The 17,356-nt window shown below is 71.3% G+C and carries 13 protein-coding genes; 9 read left to right on the top strand and 4 right to left on the bottom strand.

The window, feature by feature from the left end:
- The first annotated feature begins 81 nt into the window (after window positions 1-81).
- From ACIQRW_RS06460 to ACIQRW_RS06445, 4 genes are all read left to right on the top strand, one after another.
- Complete coding sequence (locus ACIQRW_RS06460) at window positions 82-1,818, top strand: ATP-binding cassette domain-containing protein (protein WP_403755217.1); 1,737 nt, start codon at window positions 82-84, stop codon at window positions 1,816-1,818.
- Between the two features lie 181 nt (window positions 1,819-1,999).
- Window positions 2,000-2,866 (top strand): FadR/GntR family transcriptional regulator, encoded by an 867-nt coding sequence (locus ACIQRW_RS06455; protein ID WP_403755362.1) that lies wholly within the window; start codon window positions 2,000-2,002, stop codon window positions 2,864-2,866.
- A 323-nt stretch (window positions 2,867-3,189) separates the two neighbouring features.
- Complete coding sequence (locus ACIQRW_RS06450; RefSeq protein WP_403755214.1) at window positions 3,190-4,737, top strand: RNA polymerase sigma factor; 1,548 nt, start codon at window positions 3,190-3,192, stop codon at window positions 4,735-4,737.
- A gap of 135 nt (window positions 4,738-4,872) precedes the next feature.
- Complete coding sequence (locus ACIQRW_RS06445) at window positions 4,873-5,703, top strand: S1 family peptidase (protein ID WP_403755211.1); 831 nt, start codon at window positions 4,873-4,875, stop codon at window positions 5,701-5,703.
- A gap of 147 nt (window positions 5,704-5,850) precedes the next feature.
- Here the strand turns inward: ACIQRW_RS06445 and ACIQRW_RS06440 are convergent, their stop codons facing one another.
- Window positions 5,851-6,084 carry a hypothetical protein gene (locus tag ACIQRW_RS06440; RefSeq protein ID WP_365547082.1) on the bottom strand — a complete coding sequence of 78 codons (234 nt, stop codon included), beginning with the start codon at window positions 6,082-6,084 and terminating at the stop codon, window positions 5,851-5,853.
- Window positions 6,085-6,530: 446 nt separating this feature from the next.
- Here ACIQRW_RS06440 and ACIQRW_RS06435 point away from each other — a divergent pair, with 446 nt between their 5' ends.
- From ACIQRW_RS06435 to ACIQRW_RS06425, 3 genes are all read left to right on the top strand, one after another.
- Window positions 6,531-8,657, top strand: a complete 2,127-nt coding sequence (locus ACIQRW_RS06435) for a type IIA DNA topoisomerase subunit B (RefSeq protein WP_403755208.1) — start codon at window positions 6,531-6,533, stop codon at window positions 8,655-8,657.
- 260 nt (window positions 8,658-8,917) lie between these two features.
- Complete coding sequence (locus tag ACIQRW_RS06430) at window positions 8,918-9,361, top strand: DUF485 domain-containing protein (protein ID WP_403755359.1); 444 nt, start codon at window positions 8,918-8,920, stop codon at window positions 9,359-9,361.
- Complete coding sequence (locus ACIQRW_RS06425) at window positions 9,358-10,950, top strand: cation acetate symporter (protein WP_403755206.1); 1,593 nt, start codon at window positions 9,358-9,360, stop codon at window positions 10,948-10,950. Before ACIQRW_RS06430 ends, ACIQRW_RS06425 begins: the two co-directional genes overlap by 4 nt.
- 57 nt (window positions 10,951-11,007) lie before the next feature.
- On the opposite strand, the gene ACIQRW_RS06420 is transcribed toward ACIQRW_RS06425, so the two are convergent.
- Window positions 11,008-11,682, bottom strand: a complete 675-nt coding sequence (locus ACIQRW_RS06420) for a response regulator (RefSeq protein ID WP_403755203.1) — start codon at window positions 11,680-11,682, stop codon at window positions 11,008-11,010.
- Window positions 11,679-13,382, bottom strand: coding sequence for an ATP-binding protein (locus ACIQRW_RS06415; protein ID WP_403755200.1), 1,704 nt, complete (start codon window positions 13,380-13,382; stop codon window positions 11,679-11,681). Before ACIQRW_RS06415 ends, ACIQRW_RS06420 begins: the two co-directional genes overlap by 4 nt.
- Window positions 13,383-13,567: 185 nt before the next feature.
- On the opposite strand from ACIQRW_RS06415, the gene ACIQRW_RS06410 reads away from it, so the two are divergent.
- Entirely contained in the window at window positions 13,568-14,587 is a 1,020-nt protein-coding gene (locus tag ACIQRW_RS06410; protein WP_403755197.1) for a LacI family DNA-binding transcriptional regulator, read from the top strand.
- 215 nt (window positions 14,588-14,802) lie between these two features.
- Here the strand turns inward: ACIQRW_RS06410 and ACIQRW_RS06405 are convergent, their stop codons facing one another.
- Window positions 14,803-16,056 (bottom strand): citrate synthase, encoded by a 1,254-nt coding sequence (locus ACIQRW_RS06405; RefSeq protein WP_403755194.1) that lies wholly within the window; start codon window positions 16,054-16,056, stop codon window positions 14,803-14,805.
- A 139-nt stretch (window positions 16,057-16,195) separates the two neighbouring features.
- On the opposite strand from ACIQRW_RS06405, the gene ACIQRW_RS06400 reads away from it, so the two are divergent.
- Window positions 16,196-17,341, top strand: coding sequence for a citrate synthase/methylcitrate synthase (locus tag ACIQRW_RS06400; RefSeq protein ID WP_215104630.1), 1,146 nt, complete (start codon window positions 16,196-16,198; stop codon window positions 17,339-17,341).
- The last annotated feature ends 15 nt before the right edge of the window (window positions 17,342-17,356 follow it).

Raw genomic sequence — 17,356 nt, 5'->3', positions numbered from 1 at the left:
GTCTGAAATGTCGCGTTATGTTGCTGCGGTACCCCCTGCCGCCGAGCGGTCTCACCTTCCGCGAGAGACGCGAGAGAAGCGATGCTCCAGGCCATCGGACTCACCAGCACCCCCCGTCGCGACGCTCCGCCCGCCGTGAACGATCTGACCTTCGAGGCTCCCCCCGGCCGTGTCACGGCCCTGCTGGGCGCCCCCCGCTCGGGCAGGACCACCGCCCTGCGACTGATGCTCGAACTGGACGCGGGGCGAGGCGTCGCCTACTTCCGGGGGCGGCCGCTGCACCGCATCGCCCACCCGGCACGGGAGGTGGGCGTACTGCTCGGCGACGTACCGGGTCATCCCGCCCGGACCGCCCGAGGGCAGCTCCGTATGCTCTGCGCGGCCGCGGGCACGCCCGCGACCAGGGCCGACGAGGTCCTCGAAGTCGTCGGCCTCGCCGGGCTCGGGGACCAGCGCCTGGGCACCCTCTCGGTGGGGATGGACCGGCGGCTCGGCCTCGCCTCCGCGCTGCTCGGGGACCCCCACACCCTGATCCTGGACGAACCTGCGGAGGGGCTGTCTCCGCGGGAGAACAGTTGGCTGTACGGGCTGTTGCGTGCGCACGCGGCCCAGGGCGGCACGGTCCTCTACACCACCGGCGACCCCAAGGAGGCGGCCCGTACGGCCGACCGCGTCGTCACCATCGGCGGCGGGCGTCTCGTCGCCGACCAGGACGTCTCCGACTTCGCCCGCACCCGGCTCCGGGCCCGGGTCGCCGTCCGCACCCCGCACGCGGCCCGGCTGGCGGCCGTGGTCAGCCGGGAGGCCCGAGCCGCGCGGCGCTCCGTCGAGGTGGTCGAGGAAGCGAGCGGCCGACTGACGGTGTACGGCAGCAGCTGCGCGGAGATCGGCGACACCGCGTATCGGCACGGCGTCCCCGTGCACCGGCTCGCCGACGAGATCGGCGACACCGGGCCGGCCGCCCCGGCGGGGGCCGGGAGCGAGGAGCGGGGCGACTCGGCCGTCGCGCTGTCCGAGCTGCCACCCCCGATTCGGGTGCGCCCCGCGCGCGGCCCCCTGCGCCCGCTCCGGTACGAACTGCGACGCTCCCTGGGCGTCCGGACAACGACCATGATCATGGCGGCCGTTCTGGTGGTGTCGGCCGCGGTGTCCGTCCTGCTCGCCCGCACGGACGGCACCGCGTTGCCCCGTGTGCTCGCCGCCTGGCCCGCTCTGCTGCCGCTCCCTCCCGCCGCGCTCGGCGCGGGTCTGCTCGGGGCGCTGTCCTTCGGGGACGAGTTCCGATATCCGGCACTCGCCGCCGCGCGCGGCACCGTGCCCCGGCGGCTCGGTCTGCTGCTGGCCAAGCTCACCGTGACCGCGAGCTTCGCCCTGCTGCTCGCCGGTCTCGCCGTGGTGTGCGGAGCGCAGAGCCTCCGGCTCGTGTACGGGCCGGACTTGGTCGAGATCCCCTCGAACGCCGTCGCGCTCGGTGCGAGTTGGGCCGGTCTGACGGTCGGCTGTGCCTGGGCGGGGCTGTTGGCCGCCGGTGTCTTCCGGGTGGCCGGGGCGGGGATCGCCGCGGTGCTGGCCGTTCCGGTACTCGTCGTTCCGCTGGTGCAGAAGCTCTTCGCGGCGCCGTCCGCGCGTTCGGTCGCCGGGCTTCCGGGCCGACTGCGCGAACTGGCCGGGTGGCAGCTGCCGCAGCAGGCGGACCACTGGGTCCTGGCCGTCGCGCGGGTGGTGGCGCAGCCCGTCGGCACCGCACTCGCCCTGTCGTTGTCAGCCCTGATCTGCGCGTATCTGGTCACCAGCCTTCGGGGAAAGGCGCGTTGGTGATCGCCGTCGCCCCGCATCGAGGACAGAGGCCCGCAACTCCCTGAGAAATGACCGATTTGTAGGGATATGGCGTCAATTGCGGAGCGAGCGCCGATCACCCTTTCGTGTGCTTTTCACCAAAGACCTCAAGGGGTGGGCGAGCCGCGCCGACAAAGGATGCGTGAGTACCCTTGCGCACACCATGATGACCGCCGCCCGCACCGCCGATTCCGGCCTGGCCGGCTCGGGCGAACTCGACCGTTATCCCTATACGGAGGCGCCGGCCGGCGAGCGTGCCGCTTCCCGGGCCTGGGGCGGTTCCGATTCCGAGCTGGGGCGGGCGAGCCGACGCGGGTCTGCCAGCCGGGGGCGCGGTCTCCACGGCCAACTCGTCCAACAACTCGGCCAGATGATCGTTTCCGGTGACCTCGGCGCGGACCGCCCCCTCGTTCCCGAGGAGATCGGCCAGCGGTTCGAGGTGTCCCGCACCGTCGTACGCGAATCCCTGCGTGTCCTCGAAGCCAAGGGGCTGGTCAGCGCGCGCCCCAATGTGGGTACGAGGGTCCGCCCGGTCAGTGACTGGAATCTGCTGGATCCCGACATCATCGAATGGCGGGCCTTCGGTCCGCAGCGCGACGACCAGCGCCGTGAGCTGGCCGAGCTCCGGTGGACCATCGAGCCGCTCGCGGCCCGGCTCGCGGCCGGGCACGGCCGGGACGACCTTCAGCAGCGGCTCGGCGACATGGTGGAGATCATGGGGCACGCGATGGGGCAGGGGGACGCGATCACCTTCACCCGTGCCGACGCGGAGTTCCACGCCCTGCTCATCCAGGCGGCGGGCAATCGGATGCTCGAACACCTTTCCGGCATCGTCTCGGCCGCCCTTCATGTCTCCGGTGGCCCGGTCACCGGCTGTGACCGTCCGGGCGAGACCTCGCTCGCGCACCACGCGCGCATCGCCGACGCCCTCGCCTCCGGTGATTCCGGGGCAGCCGAGACGGCCATGCGCCAACTGCTCGTCGTCCACCCCGACGTCGAGCGTGTGGTTCCCGCGCCGCGCGAGCACTGACCGGGGCGCGGCCGGGTGCCTGGGCCCGGTGCCGCCGGACCGCACGGGTCCGGCGGCATAATTGTGGGGGGATGGCACCCTTGGCCCATTTCGTCGTGTATGAGGTGTGACTCGGGCCACGCGGATTGGCCGTAACACTCCTCGAAGCAGCGCGATGACCTAAGAGGTGAGCGTCGCGGAAGGAATACAGCAACCCTCGGGTGCGCTGTGCAGTTCTGAGGCCAAACCCGCGCCGTCGGCGACATCCCCAGTCGACGGTCGTCGGCTCCAGCCCTCTCCAGGGCAGGGCCGGAAGCCGTTTCCATCGTTCCGAGAGGTTGTTCGTGTCGGCCAGCACATCCCGTACGCTCCCGCCGGAGATCGCCGAGTCCGAGTCTGTGATGGCGCTCATCGAGCGGGGAAAGGCTGATGGGCAGATCGCCGGCGATGACGTGCGTCGGGCCTTCGAGGCTGACCAGATTCCGCCAACCCAGTGGAAGAACGTTCTGCGCAGCCTCAACCAGATCCTCGAGGAAGAGGGTGTGACGCTGATGGTCAGTGCCGCGGAGTCGCCGAAGCGCGCCCGCAAGAGCGTCGCAGCGAAGAGCCCGGTCAAGCGCACCGCCACCAAGACTGTCGCGGCGAAGACCACCGTGACCAGGACCGTCGCGGCCACCGCCGCCCCGGCGGTCGAGAGTGCTGACGCGGTGGCCGACGACGCCGTCGCGGCCGCTCCCGCCAAGAAGACGGCTGCCAAGAAGACAGCGGCCAAGAAGACCGCCGCGAAGAAGACGGCGGCCAAGAAGACAGCGGCCAAGAAGTCCGGCAAGCAGGACGACGAGATCCTCGACGGCGACGACGCGGCCGAGGAAGTCAAGGCCGGCAAGGGCGAGGAAGAGGAGGGCGAGGGCGAGAACAAGGGCTTCGTCCTCTCCGACGACGACGAGGACGACGCACCTGCGCAGCAGGTCGCCGTCGCCGGCGCCACCGCCGACCCGGTCAAGGACTACCTGAAGCAGATCGGCAAGGTTCCCCTCCTCAACGCCGAGCAGGAGGTCGAGCTCGCCAAGCGCATCGAGGCCGGTCTCTTCGCCGAGGACAAGCTGGCGAACGCCGACAAGCTCGCACCGAAGCTCAAGCGCGAGCTGGAGATCATCGCCGAGGACGGCCGGCGGGCCAAGAACCACCTTCTGGAGGCCAACCTCCGCCTGGTGGTCTCCCTGGCCAAGCGCTACACCGGTCGCGGCATGCTCTTCCTGGACCTGATCCAGGAGGGCAACCTCGGCCTGATCCGCGCGGTCGAGAAGTTCGACTACACCAAGGGCTACAAGTTCTCCACGTACGCCACCTGGTGGATCCGTCAGGCGATCACCCGCGCGATGGCCGACCAGGCCCGCACCATCCGTATCCCGGTGCACATGGTCGAGGTCATCAACAAGCTCGCGCGCGTGCAGCGCCAGATGCTCCAGGACCTGGGCCGCGAGCCCACCCCGGAGGAGCTGGCCAAGGAACTCGACATGACCCCCGAGAAGGTCATCGAGGTCCAGAAGTACGGTCGCGAGCCGATCTCGCTGCACACCCCGCTCGGTGAGGACGGTGACAGCGAGTTCGGTGACCTGATCGAGGACTCCGAGGCCGTCGTCCCGGCGGACGCGGTCAGCTTCACGCTCCTCCAGGAGCAGCTCCACTCCGTGCTCGACACGCTCTCCGAGCGTGAGGCCGGCGTGGTCTCCATGCGCTTCGGTCTCACCGACGGTCAGCCGAAGACGCTCGACGAGATCGGCAAGGTCTACGGCGTGACGCGTGAGCGCATCCGTCAGATCGAGTCGAAGACGATGTCGAAGCTTCGTCACCCGTCGCGCTCGCAGGTGCTGCGCGACTACCTCGACTAGATCGCGGAAGATTCACCGGCCGAGGGCCCGGAACCCCCCAGGGGATCCGGGCCCTCCGGCGTGTCCTCGGGTGCGGACGGTGACCGGCTGGATCACGCTGGGTGGACCGTTACCGCCTCAGCGTCAGGAGCCTCCATGCCCCGTTCCGTCGTCCGTGCCCTGACCGGGGTGCTCGCCCTGACCGCCGCCGCGACCGTGGTGCCCCTCTCCTCGCCCTCCGCGGCGGTAGCGGACAGCATCATCGTCGGCGGACAGCCCGCTCCGGTGGCGGACAGCCCCTGGGCGGTGGCGCTGTCGAGCCGGGACCGGTTCGGAGGGGCGCGCTCGGGACAGTTCTGCGGCGGCGTCGCCGTGGCGCCCACGAAGATCCTGACGGCCGCCCACTGTCTGAGTGACGAGGCGCTCGGTGGACCGGCGGAGCGGGTGAGGGATCTGCTGGTCATCGCCGGCCGGGAGCGGCTGAGTGACTCCGGCGGCCAGGAGATCCCGGTCCGGTCCATCTGGGTGAACCCCGCGTACGACCCCGACACCAACGCCGGCGACCTCGCGGTGCTGACCCTGTCCCGGGCGATGCCGAAGGGGGGCGTCATCCCGCCGGCCAAGGGCGGGGACACCGCCTACCGGGCCGGTACCGCGGCGGCCGTCTACGGGTGGGGCGACACGACGGGGAGCGGCGCGTACGCCTCCGTGCTGCGCTCCGCGCGGGTCCAGGTGCTGCCGGACAGCGACTGCGCGCAGGCCTACCCGGGCGGCCAGGAGGGCACGTACAGAGCCTCGGCGATGCTCTGTGCGGGCGATCCGGCGGGTGGCAGGGACGCGTGCCAGGGAGACAGCGGCGGGCCGCTGGTGGCCCGTGGGCGGCTCATCGGCCTGGTGTCCTGGGGCAGCGGCTGCGGGCGTGCGGGCAGCCCGGGGGTGTACACACGGGTCTCCGCCGCACTGGAGTGGGCCGAGGGCCGCATCTGACCCGCGGCAGGGTCATGTGCGGGCGGTGATTCCCCGCACTGTGTCCGTGCGGGGTCCTCGCCGACGAGAACGGGCGGCTCCCCCGGTGGGGGAGCCGCCCGTCGGCCGGTCCTGGACCGGCCCCTGGCTCGTCGTGGATGCGAGGTATCAGTGTTGTTCCTCGTCGGCAGCAGCCGTCTGCACGGCGGTGAGCCGATCCGTCTCATCCTGTATTTCCGCGGCGATCTTCTTGAGTTCCGGCTCGAACTTGCGCCCGTGGTGGGCGCAGAAGAGCAGTTCACCGCCGCTGGTCAGGACGACGCGCAGATATGCCTGGGCGCCGCAACGGTCACAGCGGTCTGCTGCGGTCAGCGGGCTCGCGGGGGTCAGAACAGTAGTCACGTCGCCTCTTCTCTAGCTCGACGAGCTGTCGTACCAGGGTCAACATCCAACCAGGCCGAAAACGTTCCCGCTCGTGGCTTTTCTTCGAAACTTCTTCTCGGTGTGGCTGTCTGTCGCCGGTTGGCGGCGAATGTGCCGTATGCGGAGCGCTACGGTTTCGCATTGCTTGTCTAGGGGTGGGTCCCGCCGGCCGGCTTGCCGGTTTGTTCATGAGGACGTGCCCGGAGCCTAAATGGTTCATGCGCCGAAGGGAACGTGATGTGCACGTCACTCCAACGAATGATCGAACACCTATGCGAGCCCGGAAGAAGCTCGACTAGCATGAGGATTCCCCGAGGGTGGCGTTACAACCGCTCTACCAGGCCTCTGTAGGCTCTCAGCGGCAACCGAAGACCAGCCCTGTACCCACGGGGGCCCCAGATGAAATTCAGCGAGGAGCGAACCGCGTGACCGCCGAAACGTCCGTGCCGTCCACCGCGATGCTGACCGGAGCAGGCGGCGACCGGGACAGCTCCAACTACACCGCGCGGCACCTTCTCGTCCTCGAAGGGCTGGAGGCGGTCCGCAAGCGCCCCGGCATGTACATCGGGTCCACCGACAGCCGTGGCCTGATGCACTGCCTCTGGGAGATCATCGACAACTCCGTCGACGAAGCCCTCGGCGGCCACTGCGACCTGATCGAGGTCATCCTCCACGACGACGCCTCCGTCGAGGTCCGGGACAACGGCCGTGGCATCCCGGTCGACGTCGAGCCCAAGACGGGCCTCTCCGGCATCGAGGTCGTCATGACCAAGCTGCACGCCGGAGGAAAGTTCGGCGGCGGCTCCTACGCCGCCTCGGGCGGTCTCCACGGCGTCGGCGCCTCCGTGGTCAACGCCCTCTCCGCCCGCCTGGACGTCGAGGTCGACCGCAACAGCGCGACCCACTCCATCAGCTTCCGGCGCGGCGTCCCCGGCATGTTCACCGAGCAGGGGCCGGACAGCCCCTTCGACCCGGCCAACGGCCTGCGCAAGGGCAAGCGCGTCCCCAAGACCCGTACCGGTACCCGGGTGCGGTACTGGGCGGACCGCCAGATCTTCCTCAAGGACGCCAAGCTCAACCTGGACACGCTCTACCAGCGCGCCCGCCAGACGGCCTTCCTCGTCCCCGGCCTGACGATCGTCGTCCGCGACGAGCGGGGGCTGGACGGCGAGGGCAAGACCGAAGAGACGTTCCGTTTCGACGGCGGCATCAGCGAGTTCTGCGAGTACCTGGCCCAGGACAAGGCCGTCTGCGACGTCCAGCGCCTCAGCGGCACCGGCACCTTCAAGGAGACCGTGCCCGTCCTCGACGACCGCGGTCACATGACCGCCACCGAGGTCACCCGCGAGCTGGCCGTCGACATCGCCCTGCGCTGGGGCACGGGCTACGACACGACCGTACGGTCGTTCGTGAACATCATCGCCACCCCCAAGGGCGGCACCCACGTCAGCGGGTTCGAGCGCTCCCTGACCAAGACCGTGAACGAGGCGCTGCGCTCCGCCAAGATGCTGCGGGTCGCCGAGGACGACGTCGTCAAGGACGACGCCCTCGAAGGGCTCACCGCCGTCGTCACCGTACGGCTCGCCGAGCCGCAGTTCGAGGGGCAGACCAAGGAGGTGCTCGGCACCTCCGCGGCCAACCGCATCGTGGCAGGCGTGGTCGCCAAGGAGCTCAAGGCCTTCCTGACCTCGACGAAGCGGGACGCCAAGGCCCAGGCCAGGGCGGTGCTGGAGAAGGCCGTCGCCGCCGCCCGCACCCGGATCGCAGCCCGGCAGCACAAGGACGCCCAGCGCCGCAAGACCGCGCTGGAGTCCTCCTCGCTGCCCGCCAAGCTCGCCGACTGCCGCAGCGACGACGTCGAGCGCAGCGAGCTGTTCATCGTCGAGGGGGACTCGGCGCTCGGCACCGCCAAGCTGGCCCGGAACAGTGAGTTCCAGGCGCTGCTGCCGATCCGCGGAAAGATCCTCAACGTACAGAAGTCGTCCGTCTCGGACATGTTGAAGAACGCCGAGTGCGGGGCGATCATCCAGGTCATAGGAGCCGGGTCCGGGCGGACCTTCGACATCGACGCCGCGCGTTACGGGAAGATCGTCCTGCTGGTGGACGCCGACGTCGACGGTGCCCACATCCGCTGCCTGCTGCTGACCCTCTTCCAGCGCTACATGCGCCCGATGGTCGAGGCGGGGCGGGTCTTCGCCGCGGTCCCGCCGCTGCACCGGATCGAGCTGGTCCAGCCCAAGAAGGGCCAGGACAAGTACGTCTACACCTACTCCGACAACGAACTGCGCCAGACCCTCCTGGAGTTCCAGCGCAAGAACGTCCGGATCAAGGAATCGATCCAGCGCTACAAGGGTCTGGGCGAGATGGACGCCGATCAGCTGGCGGAGACCACGATGGACCCGCGCCACCGCACGCTGCGGCGCATCAACATCGGCGACCTGGAATCCTCCGAGCAGGTCTTCGACCTGCTGATGGGCAACGAGGTCGCGCCCCGCAAGGAGTTCATCACCAGCTCCGCGGCCACCCTGGACCGCTCGCGCATCGACGCCTGACCCCCTGCCCCCTGGTGCCCGCGTCGGCCCCCGCTCCCGTACCGACGGAGCGGGGGCCGCGAACGTTTCCGGCGTCCCGCGCCCAGGGACCCGCGGTTCGCGCAGCCGTACGGGATTTCTGTCACCTGAAGGGGTGAAGCCGGGCGAATGACGCGCCCGGGATCCTCCCCAACCGCCCATGGTGGGCCATGCGGCCGAAAAGGTCCGTGGATCAGGGGAGTTGTGCGGTGGAGAAGGAAGCAGGGCCGGAGGCCGCGGGAGTGCGGCTCGACGACCCGTGGGACGACGCACCGGTCTTTGACCGGTGCGGCCGGGACGGGACGGCAGGCGTCGCGGACCTCGACGCGCCCGCTGCGGCGGGGCCGGACCCCGAGCCCAGCGCGGCCGACATCTACCTGGAGGTGCACCGCAGCGCGGCCTTCCGCGAGGTGCGCCGCCGCTACCGCCGCTTCGTGGGTCCCGCCGCCCTCGCCTTCCTGCTCTGGTATCTCGCCTACGTCGTCGCTGCGACCACCGCGCCCGAGCTGATGGCCCGCCCGGTCGCCGGAGCGGTCAACGTCGCGATGGTGGCGGGTCTCGGCCAGTTCCTCACCACGTTCCTGCTCACCTGGGCGTACGCACGGCACGCGCGGCTGCGCAGGGACCGGGCCGCTCTCGATCTGCGCTGGGACACCCAGGAGATGACGAGAGGGCTCGGACGTTGAGAGGCGACCACCAGACCCTCGGCCTGCTGCTGTTCAGCGCGTTCATTGCGGTGACGCTCTTCATCACCACCTGGGTCGGCCGCAACCGGCAGGGCTCCGCCGAGGAGTTCTACGCCGGCGGACGTCTGTTCTCGCCGATGGAGAACGGATTCGCCCTCGCCGGCGACTACATGTCGGCGGCCTCCTTCCTCGGGATCTCCGGGCTGATCGCCCTCTTCGGCTACGACGGCATGCTCTACTCGGTCGGCTTCCTCGTCGCCTGGCTGGTCGTGCTGCTGTTCGTCGCCGAACTCGTCCGCAACTGCGGTCGGTTCACCCTGGCCGACGTGGTCGCGGCCCGGATGGCGGAGCGCCCGGTGCGTACCGCCGTCGGCACCTCGTCCGTCACCGTCTCCGTGCTCTATCTGGTCGCCCAGATGGTCGGCGCGGGCAGCCTCGTGGCCCTGCTGCTCGGCGGCACGAGCGACGCGGCCCGGTCCTGGACGGTGGTCGGGGTCGGCGCGCTCATGGTGATCTACGTGTCGTTCGGCGGTATGCGCGCCACCACCTGGATCCAGATCGTCAAGGCCGTCCTGCTGATGGCCGGGGCCGTCGCGCTCACGGTGCTCGTCCTGGTCCACTTCCACGGGAACGTCAACAGCCTGCTCACCACCGCGGCCGAACGCAGCGGCCACGGCAGGGACTTCCTAGCGCCCGGCCTCCGCTACGGCGGGGACCTGACCTCGCGCCTCGACTTCATCAGCCTGGGCGTCGCCCTCGTCCTCGGCACGGCGGGGCTGCCGCACATCCTGTCGCGCTTCTACACCGTGCCCACCGCCCGCGCCGCGCGCCGCTCCGTCGTCTGGTCCATCGGCCTGATCGGCAGCTTCTACCTGATGACGATCGTGCTCGGATTCGGCGCCGCCGCCCTCGTCGGCTCCGCCGAGGTCCGCGCCTCGAACGCGGCGGGCAACACCGCGGTCCCGCTGCTGGCGCTCCACCTCGGCGGCGGTGAGGGGTCCACCGGCGGAACGATTCTCTTCGCCGTGGTCGCCGCCATCGCCTTCGCCACCATCCTGGCCGTCGTCGCGGGCATCACGCTCGCCTCGTCCGCGTCCGTCGCCCACGACCTCTACGCCTCGCTCCGCCGCCCCGGGCGCAAGAAGTACGGCGAGGTCGCCGTGGCGCGTGTCGCCGCCGCCGGAATCGGCGTCGTCGCGATCGGGCTCGGACTGCTCGCCCAGGACCTCAACGTGGCCTTCCTGGTGGGCCTGGCCTTCGCCGTCGCCGCGTCGGCGAACCTCCCGGCCCTGCTCTACTCCCTGTTCTGGCGCGGCTTCACCACCCGGGGCGCGGTCTGGGCCGTGTACGGCGGCCTGGTCCCGGCGGTCGTCCTGGTGCTGGTCTCGCCCGTCGTCTCGGGCAGCCCCACGTCCCTGTTCCCCGGCGTGGACTTCCGGCTCTTCCCCCTGGAGAACCCGGGCCTGGTCTCCATCCCGCTCGGCTTCCTGGCCGGCTGGATCGGTACGGTCACCTCGCCCGAGCCGCCCGACGAGGCCAAGCACGCCGAGGCCGAGGTCAGGGCGCTGACGGGGGCCGGGGCGGCGTAGGGCGGGTCTCCGGGGAGCGTGTGTCCTGGCAGAGCCCTGTACGGGCTCCCGGGCGGCTCAGTCGGCGGCCCAGGCGTACCGGTGTTCCGGGCGGCCCGTCTCCCCGTAGCGCAGCGTCAGCCGGACCTTGCCGGTGCGTTCCAGCAGCTTCAGATAGCGCTGGGCCGTCTGGCGGCTCATCCCCGCGCTGTCCGCGATCTCCTGGGCGGAGAGCGGGCCGTCGGCTCCGCGCAGGGCACCTCGGACGAGCTCGGCGGTGGTGGGGGAGTGGCCCTTGGGGAGGGTCGGCTCGTCCGCTGCCCACAGCGCGCCGAAGAGCCGGTCCACCTGTGCCTGCTCGGCCTCCCCGCCCCCGTCGAGCGCCTGCCGCAGCGCCGCGTACGCCTCCAGCTTCGAGCGCAGGCCCGCGTACGTGAACGGCTTCACCAGGTACTGGAGCGCGCCGTGCCGCATCGCGTCCTGCACGGTCGCGACGTCCCGGGCGGCCGTCACCATGATCACGTCGACCTGACGGCCCAGGCGGCGCAGTTCCCGTACGACGGCGAGGCCGGAGCGGTCCGGCAGGTAGTGGTCCAGCAGGATCAGGTCCACCGGGACCTTCTCGACCGCCTCCAGCGCCGCGGCCGCCGAGTGGGCCTGGGCGACCACCCGGAAGCCGGGGACCTTGGCGACGTACGCCGCGTTGATCTGCGCCACCCGGACGTCGTCGTCCACGATCAGGACCTGGATCACGGCTGTCCTCCCGTGCTGGCCGGACAGGCGGGGGGCGGCGGACCGTCGGGGGAAGCGGCGGACTCCGGCGACGCCCGGGGCCCGGGCTCCGCCAGCGCCTCCGGCAGCACGACCGTGAACACCGCACCGCCTCCTTCCGCCCCGGACACCGTCACACTGCCCCCCTGACGCTCCGCGAGCCTCCGAACGAGGGCGAGCCCCAGGCCGCGCTTGCCGTGTGCCGGGACCTCCTTGGTGGACCAGCCCTCCGTGAAGATCGACGCGTGCTGCTCCGGGGGGACGCCGGGGCCGCTGTCGCGTACCTCCAGGATCACCGTACGTCCCTCCGTGCACAGCCCGACCTCGATCCGCGCCCCCTCCGATCCGGCCGCCGCGTCCGTGGCGTTGTCGACGAGGTTGCCCATGACGGTGACCAGGCCCCGGGGATCGACCACCCGGTCCGGCAGCAGGGTGCCGGGGGCCAGCCGCAGTGCTACGCCGCGCTCGGCGGCCACCGTCGCCTTGCCCACCAGGAGGGCGGCCAGCAGCGGGTCCTGGACCTTCTCGGTCACCTGCTCGGCCGTCGCCCGGTGTACGCCCACCACCTCCGTGACGAACTCCATCGCGTCCTCGTGCATCTCCAGCTCCAGCAGCCCGAGCAGGGTGTGCAGCCGGTTGGCGTGCTCGTGGTCCTGGGCGCGCAGGGCGTCGATCAGCCCCGTGGTGGAGTCGAGCTCGCGACCCAGGTTCTCCAGCTCGGTCCGGTCGCGCAGGGTCACCACGGCCCCGCCGTCGTCCGTGGGCATCCGGTTGGCCAGCAGCACCCGGCTGCCCCGGACCGCCAGCAGATCGTCGCCGACCACACGCCCGGCCAGGACGTCCGCGGTCCTGCCGTCGCCCAGCACCTCCTCCAGCGTCCGGCCCGCCGCCTCCGGGCCCACGCCCAGCAGCCGTTGCGCCTCGTCGTTCAGCAGCCGGACGCGGCCGGCCCCGTCCAGGGCGACGACTCCTTCGCGGATGCCGTGCAGCATGGCCTCACGTTCCGTCAGCAGCGCGGAGATATCGGAGAACGCCAGGTCATGGGTCTGCCGTTGCAGTCGGCGGGAGATCAGGTACGCGGCGAGTGCCCCGACGGCCAGGGCTCCGCCCGCGTACGCGAGCAGCCCCGGGATCGCCCCGAGGAGCCGGGCGCGGACGCTGTCGTAGGAGATGCCCACCGACACCGCGCCGATCACGTTGCCGGACGGGTCGAACAACGGCACCTTCCCCCGTGCCGAGCGGCCGAGGGTCCCGCTGTCGATCTCCATCACCTCGCGGCCGCGCAGTGCCTCGCCGGGGTCGGTGGAGACGATCGCGCCGATCCGGTGGGTGTCGGGGTGCGACCAGCGCACCCCGCGCTGGTTCATGACGACGACGTACTCCGCTCCGGTCGCCCGTCTGATCCGCTCGGCGGCCGACTGGACGGGGCCCCGCTCCGACGGGTCCGTGCTGGTCAGGTCCTTCACGATCCCCGGCTGGGCGGCGGTGCTCTGGGCGATGGCGAGGGCTCGGCGCATCGCCTGGTCGTCCAGCTGATCGCTGAGGGGGGCCAGGAACAGGCCGGTGACCAGGATGGTCACGCCGGTGATGATGGCCAGCTGCATCAGCAGGACCTGGGAGAAGACCCGCTGGGGCCAGCCGAACCGGCGCGGCCCCCTGCCGGGGGTCGGTGGGGCGTTCATCGTAGAGACGGTAAGCGGCGGGACGCCGGTGCGGAAATCCGGCCGTGTTTCGGCTCGTTGGTCCGGGCCTCCGCCGTACGCGCCTCTTGCTTCGCGGCGCTGCGTCTGTGAGCGTTCCTGGAGCGTTTCCGAGGAGTTCGCCAGCAACGCAATCTACTTGCACTTCTTGCGCTAATCTTGCGCACATGACGCGACGACTTGCTCAGGTGGCCCAGAAAGTGGGAGTCAGCGAGGCGACGGTCAGCCGGGTGCTGAACGGCAAGCCGGGCGTTTCCGACGCCACCAGGCAGGCCGTCCTCTCCGCGCTGGACGTCCTCGGGTACGAGCGCCCGACCCAGCTGCGCGGCGAACGGGCCCGGCTGGTCGGTCTTGTCCTGCCCGAGCTGCAGAACCCGATCTTTCCGGCGTTCGCCGAAGTGGTCGGCGGCGCGCTCGCTCAGCAGGGGCTGACCCCGGTGCTCTGCACCCAGACCAAGGGCGGCGTCTCCGAGGCCGACTACGTCGAGCTGCTCCTCCAGCAGCAGGTCTCCGGCGTGGTCTTCGCGGGCGGCCTCTACCACCAGGCCGACGCCCCGCACGACCACTACAAGGTGCTCGCCGATCGCAAGATCCCCGTCGTGCTGATCAACGCGGCCATCGCCCACCTCGGCTTCCCGGGCGTCTCCTGCGACGACTCCGTCGCCGTCGAGCAGGCCTGGCGGCACCTCGTCTCGCTCGGTCACGAGCGCATCGGATTCGTCCTCGGCCCGTCCGACCACGTGCCCTCGCAGCGCAAGCTGGCCGCTGCCCGGCTGCTCGCCGAGGAAGCGGGCACGACCGTGCCCGACGAGTGGGTGGCCCGCGCGATGTTCTCGCTGGAGGGCGGGCAGGCCGCCGCGATGCGGCTGCTGGACCGGGGCGTCACCGGCATCATCTGCGCGAGCGACCCGCTCGCGCTGGGCGCCGTGCGCGCCGCCCGCCGCCGCGGTCTCTCGGTGCCTGCCGACGTGTCGGTCGTCGGCTACGACGACTCGGCCTTCATGAACTGCACCGAGCCGCCCCTGACCACCGTTCGCCAGCCCATCGAGGCCATGGGGCGCGCGGCCGTGGAGCTGCTCTCGGTACAGATCGGCGGGCGGACCGTCCCCTCGGACGAGCTGCTCTTCGAGCCGGAGCTGGTGGTGCGCGGATCCACCGCACAGCCGCCGCGCGAGAATTCCCTGTGATCCGTAGCTAATTTGCGCTGATCGTGCCTCTGGTCCGGACCTAGGGCCTGTCTGACAATTCCCGCCTGCCTCACGACGCCATGCACGCACTCTCGCCGCACCGACCCCAGACCCAAGTACGTCCAGTACGAGGGCCTGGGGCCGGCACGCCGAGAGCGCGCACCTGACGCCGCGCGGCCGCCCTGCGGGCGACGACGGGAATTGTCAGACAGGCCCTAGGGACCGGGTAGCGGCTGTGGCGGCCTGGGGCCCGTGTACTGCCCGCTGGGGCGGATGCGGAGCGGGCGCTCTGCGTACTCCTCCAGCGCGTGGGCGATCCAGCCCGCGGTGCGGGACACCGCGAACACCGTCTCGCCCGCGTCCGCCGGCATGCCCCGGGAGACGGACAGGACGGCCAGGGCCAGGTCGATGTTGGCGTGCAGCGGAGCATGCCGCGCCGTCGTGCCGACCACCTCGCGGGCCGCCGCCAGCGCCCCGGCGGCCTGCGGCACGTCCTCCAGCAGCGCGAACAGCGCCGTCGCCCGCGGGTCCTCGCCCCGGTACAGCCGGTGGCCCAGGCCCGGCACCCGCCGCCCGGTCCGCAGGTGATCGGCGACCACGGGGACCGCGCTGCCCCGGTCCACCGCCTCCCGGAGCATCCGGTGCGCCAGCCCGCTCGCCGCGCCGTGCAGCGGCCCCTCCAGCACGCCGAGGCCCGCCGAGACCACGGCGTACGGGTGGGCCCGCGCGGAGGCGGCGACCCGGGCGGCCAGGGTGGAGGCGGCCAGATCGTGGTCGATCAGGAGGGTCAGGGCCGCGTCCAGCACGGCGAGGGACGGGGCGTCGGCCGGCTCCGCGGTGAGCCGTGACCACAGCCCCCGCGCCAGGGAACCCTCTTCGTCCGCCGGGTCGCCGAGCGTCGGCAGGGCGCCCACCAGCGTCGGGATCAGACTCCGGGCGCTGCTGAGCACCGCCTCGGGCGACAGGTCGAACCGCAGCGGATCCGTGGCAGCCGCGGCGGTCACCGCCACCCGCAGCCGGTCCGTCGACCCGCTGTGCGCGGGCAGGGCGCCGACCGTCCGGCGAGCCGCCGCGAGGGTCCCGGCGGTCGCGGTGAACCGGACGCCCGGGCTCAGCTCACCCGTCCACAGCCACTCGGCGACCTCCTCGTAGCTGTAGTGCCCGGCCAACTCCGTCGCGTCGACCCCGCGGAAGAAGCAGCGGTCGCCCTCGATGAGCGTGATGCCGGTGCGGAAGGCCAGGTCGCTCCCGGCCGGGGAGGCGTCCCTGCGCCCCGAGCGCCGGGCCAGCGCCCGGACCTCGTCGGCGTCGAACGTGCTGCCCCGCCCCCCGGCGGCCCGCGCGCTGCTGAGCTGGCCCCGACTGACGTACGCGTAGACCGTCTCCGGCTTCACACCCAGCAGTTCGGCGGCCTCCCGGGTGGTGAGCCGGGGCGGCCCCTGCTCTTCGGGCGCTGATTGATCCGTCATGCCGACCACCGTATCCATCCTGAATCCATCAAGGAGTCCAAGGATTCCACCCCATGCATTGATTCAATCAATATTGACAGACCTCAAGTCAAGCATGGACAGTCGAATCAATGTTCCATGCGTCGAAAAGAGAACAGCCATGACCACCACCCCTGCCGTCCCCCGCGGTCTCGCCGGCGTCGTCGTCACCGACACCGCCCTCGGCGACGTGCGCGGCCGCGAGGGCTTCTACCACTACCGCCAGTACTCGGCGATCGAGCTCGCGCGGACCCGTGGCTTCGAGGACGTCTGGTACCTGATGGTCCACGGCGAACTGCCCGACCGGGCGGCCGCCGCCGACTTCGCCGCCCGCACGGCCGCGCTGCGCACCCTGCCCGCCGAGGTACGCGACGCGCTGCCCGCCATCGCCCGCGCCGGCGCCGTCTCCGGTCCCCTCGCCGGACTGCGCACCGCGCTGTCCCTGCTCGGCGCCTCGGCCGGATTCCGCCCCGTGTACGACATCGGGACCGAGCAGCGTCGGCAGGACGCGCTCACCGTCTGCGCGGCCGTCCCCACGATCCTCACCGCCCTCCACCGCCTGGGCCAGGGGCTCCAGCCGGTCGAGCCCCGCGAGGACCTGCCGCACGCCGCGAACTACCTGTACATGCTGACCGGATCGGAGCCGGAGCCCGAGCACGCCAGGGCCGTCGAGCAGTACCTCATCTCCACCGTCGACCACGGCTTCAACGCCTCCACCTTCACCGCCCGGGTCGTTGCCTCCACCGGAGCCGACCTGGCCGCCTGCCTGGTCGCGGCGGTCGGCGCGCTCTCCGGTCCGCTGCACGGCGGAGCCCCCAGCCGGGCCCTGGACACCCTGGACGCGATCGGCACCCCGGACCGCATCGACGGCTGGATCCGCGAACAGGTCCTCTCGGGCCGCCGCATCATGGGCTTCGGGCACCCCGTCTACCGCACCGAGGACCCGCGCTCCCGGATGCTCAAATCCCTCGCGCAGGGCTTCGGCGGACCGCTCGTCGACTTCGCCGTGGAGGTGGAACGCCAGGTCGAGGCCATCCTCGCCGAGCTCAAGCCCGGCCGGGAACTGCACACCAACGTGGAGTTCTACGCCGGGGTGGTCATGGAGCTGTGCGGGCTGCCGCGCGCGATGTTCACCCCCACTTTCTGTGCGGCACGGGTGATCGGCTGGAGCGCCAATATCCTGGAGCAGGCGGAGGACTCGAAGATCATCCGCCCGGCGGCCCGCTACGTCGGCGCACCCCCGCCGCAGCCGGTCCCGGCACCCTGACGACGTCCCCAGGAA

The organism is Streptomyces sp. NPDC091287 (assembly GCF_044768525.1).
In the GTDB taxonomy this organism is placed as follows: Bacteria; Actinomycetota; Actinomycetes; order Streptomycetales; family Streptomycetaceae; genus Streptomyces.
Note: the sequence above shows the minus strand (reverse complement) of the source record. Positions and strands in the feature narration are given on the sequence as shown.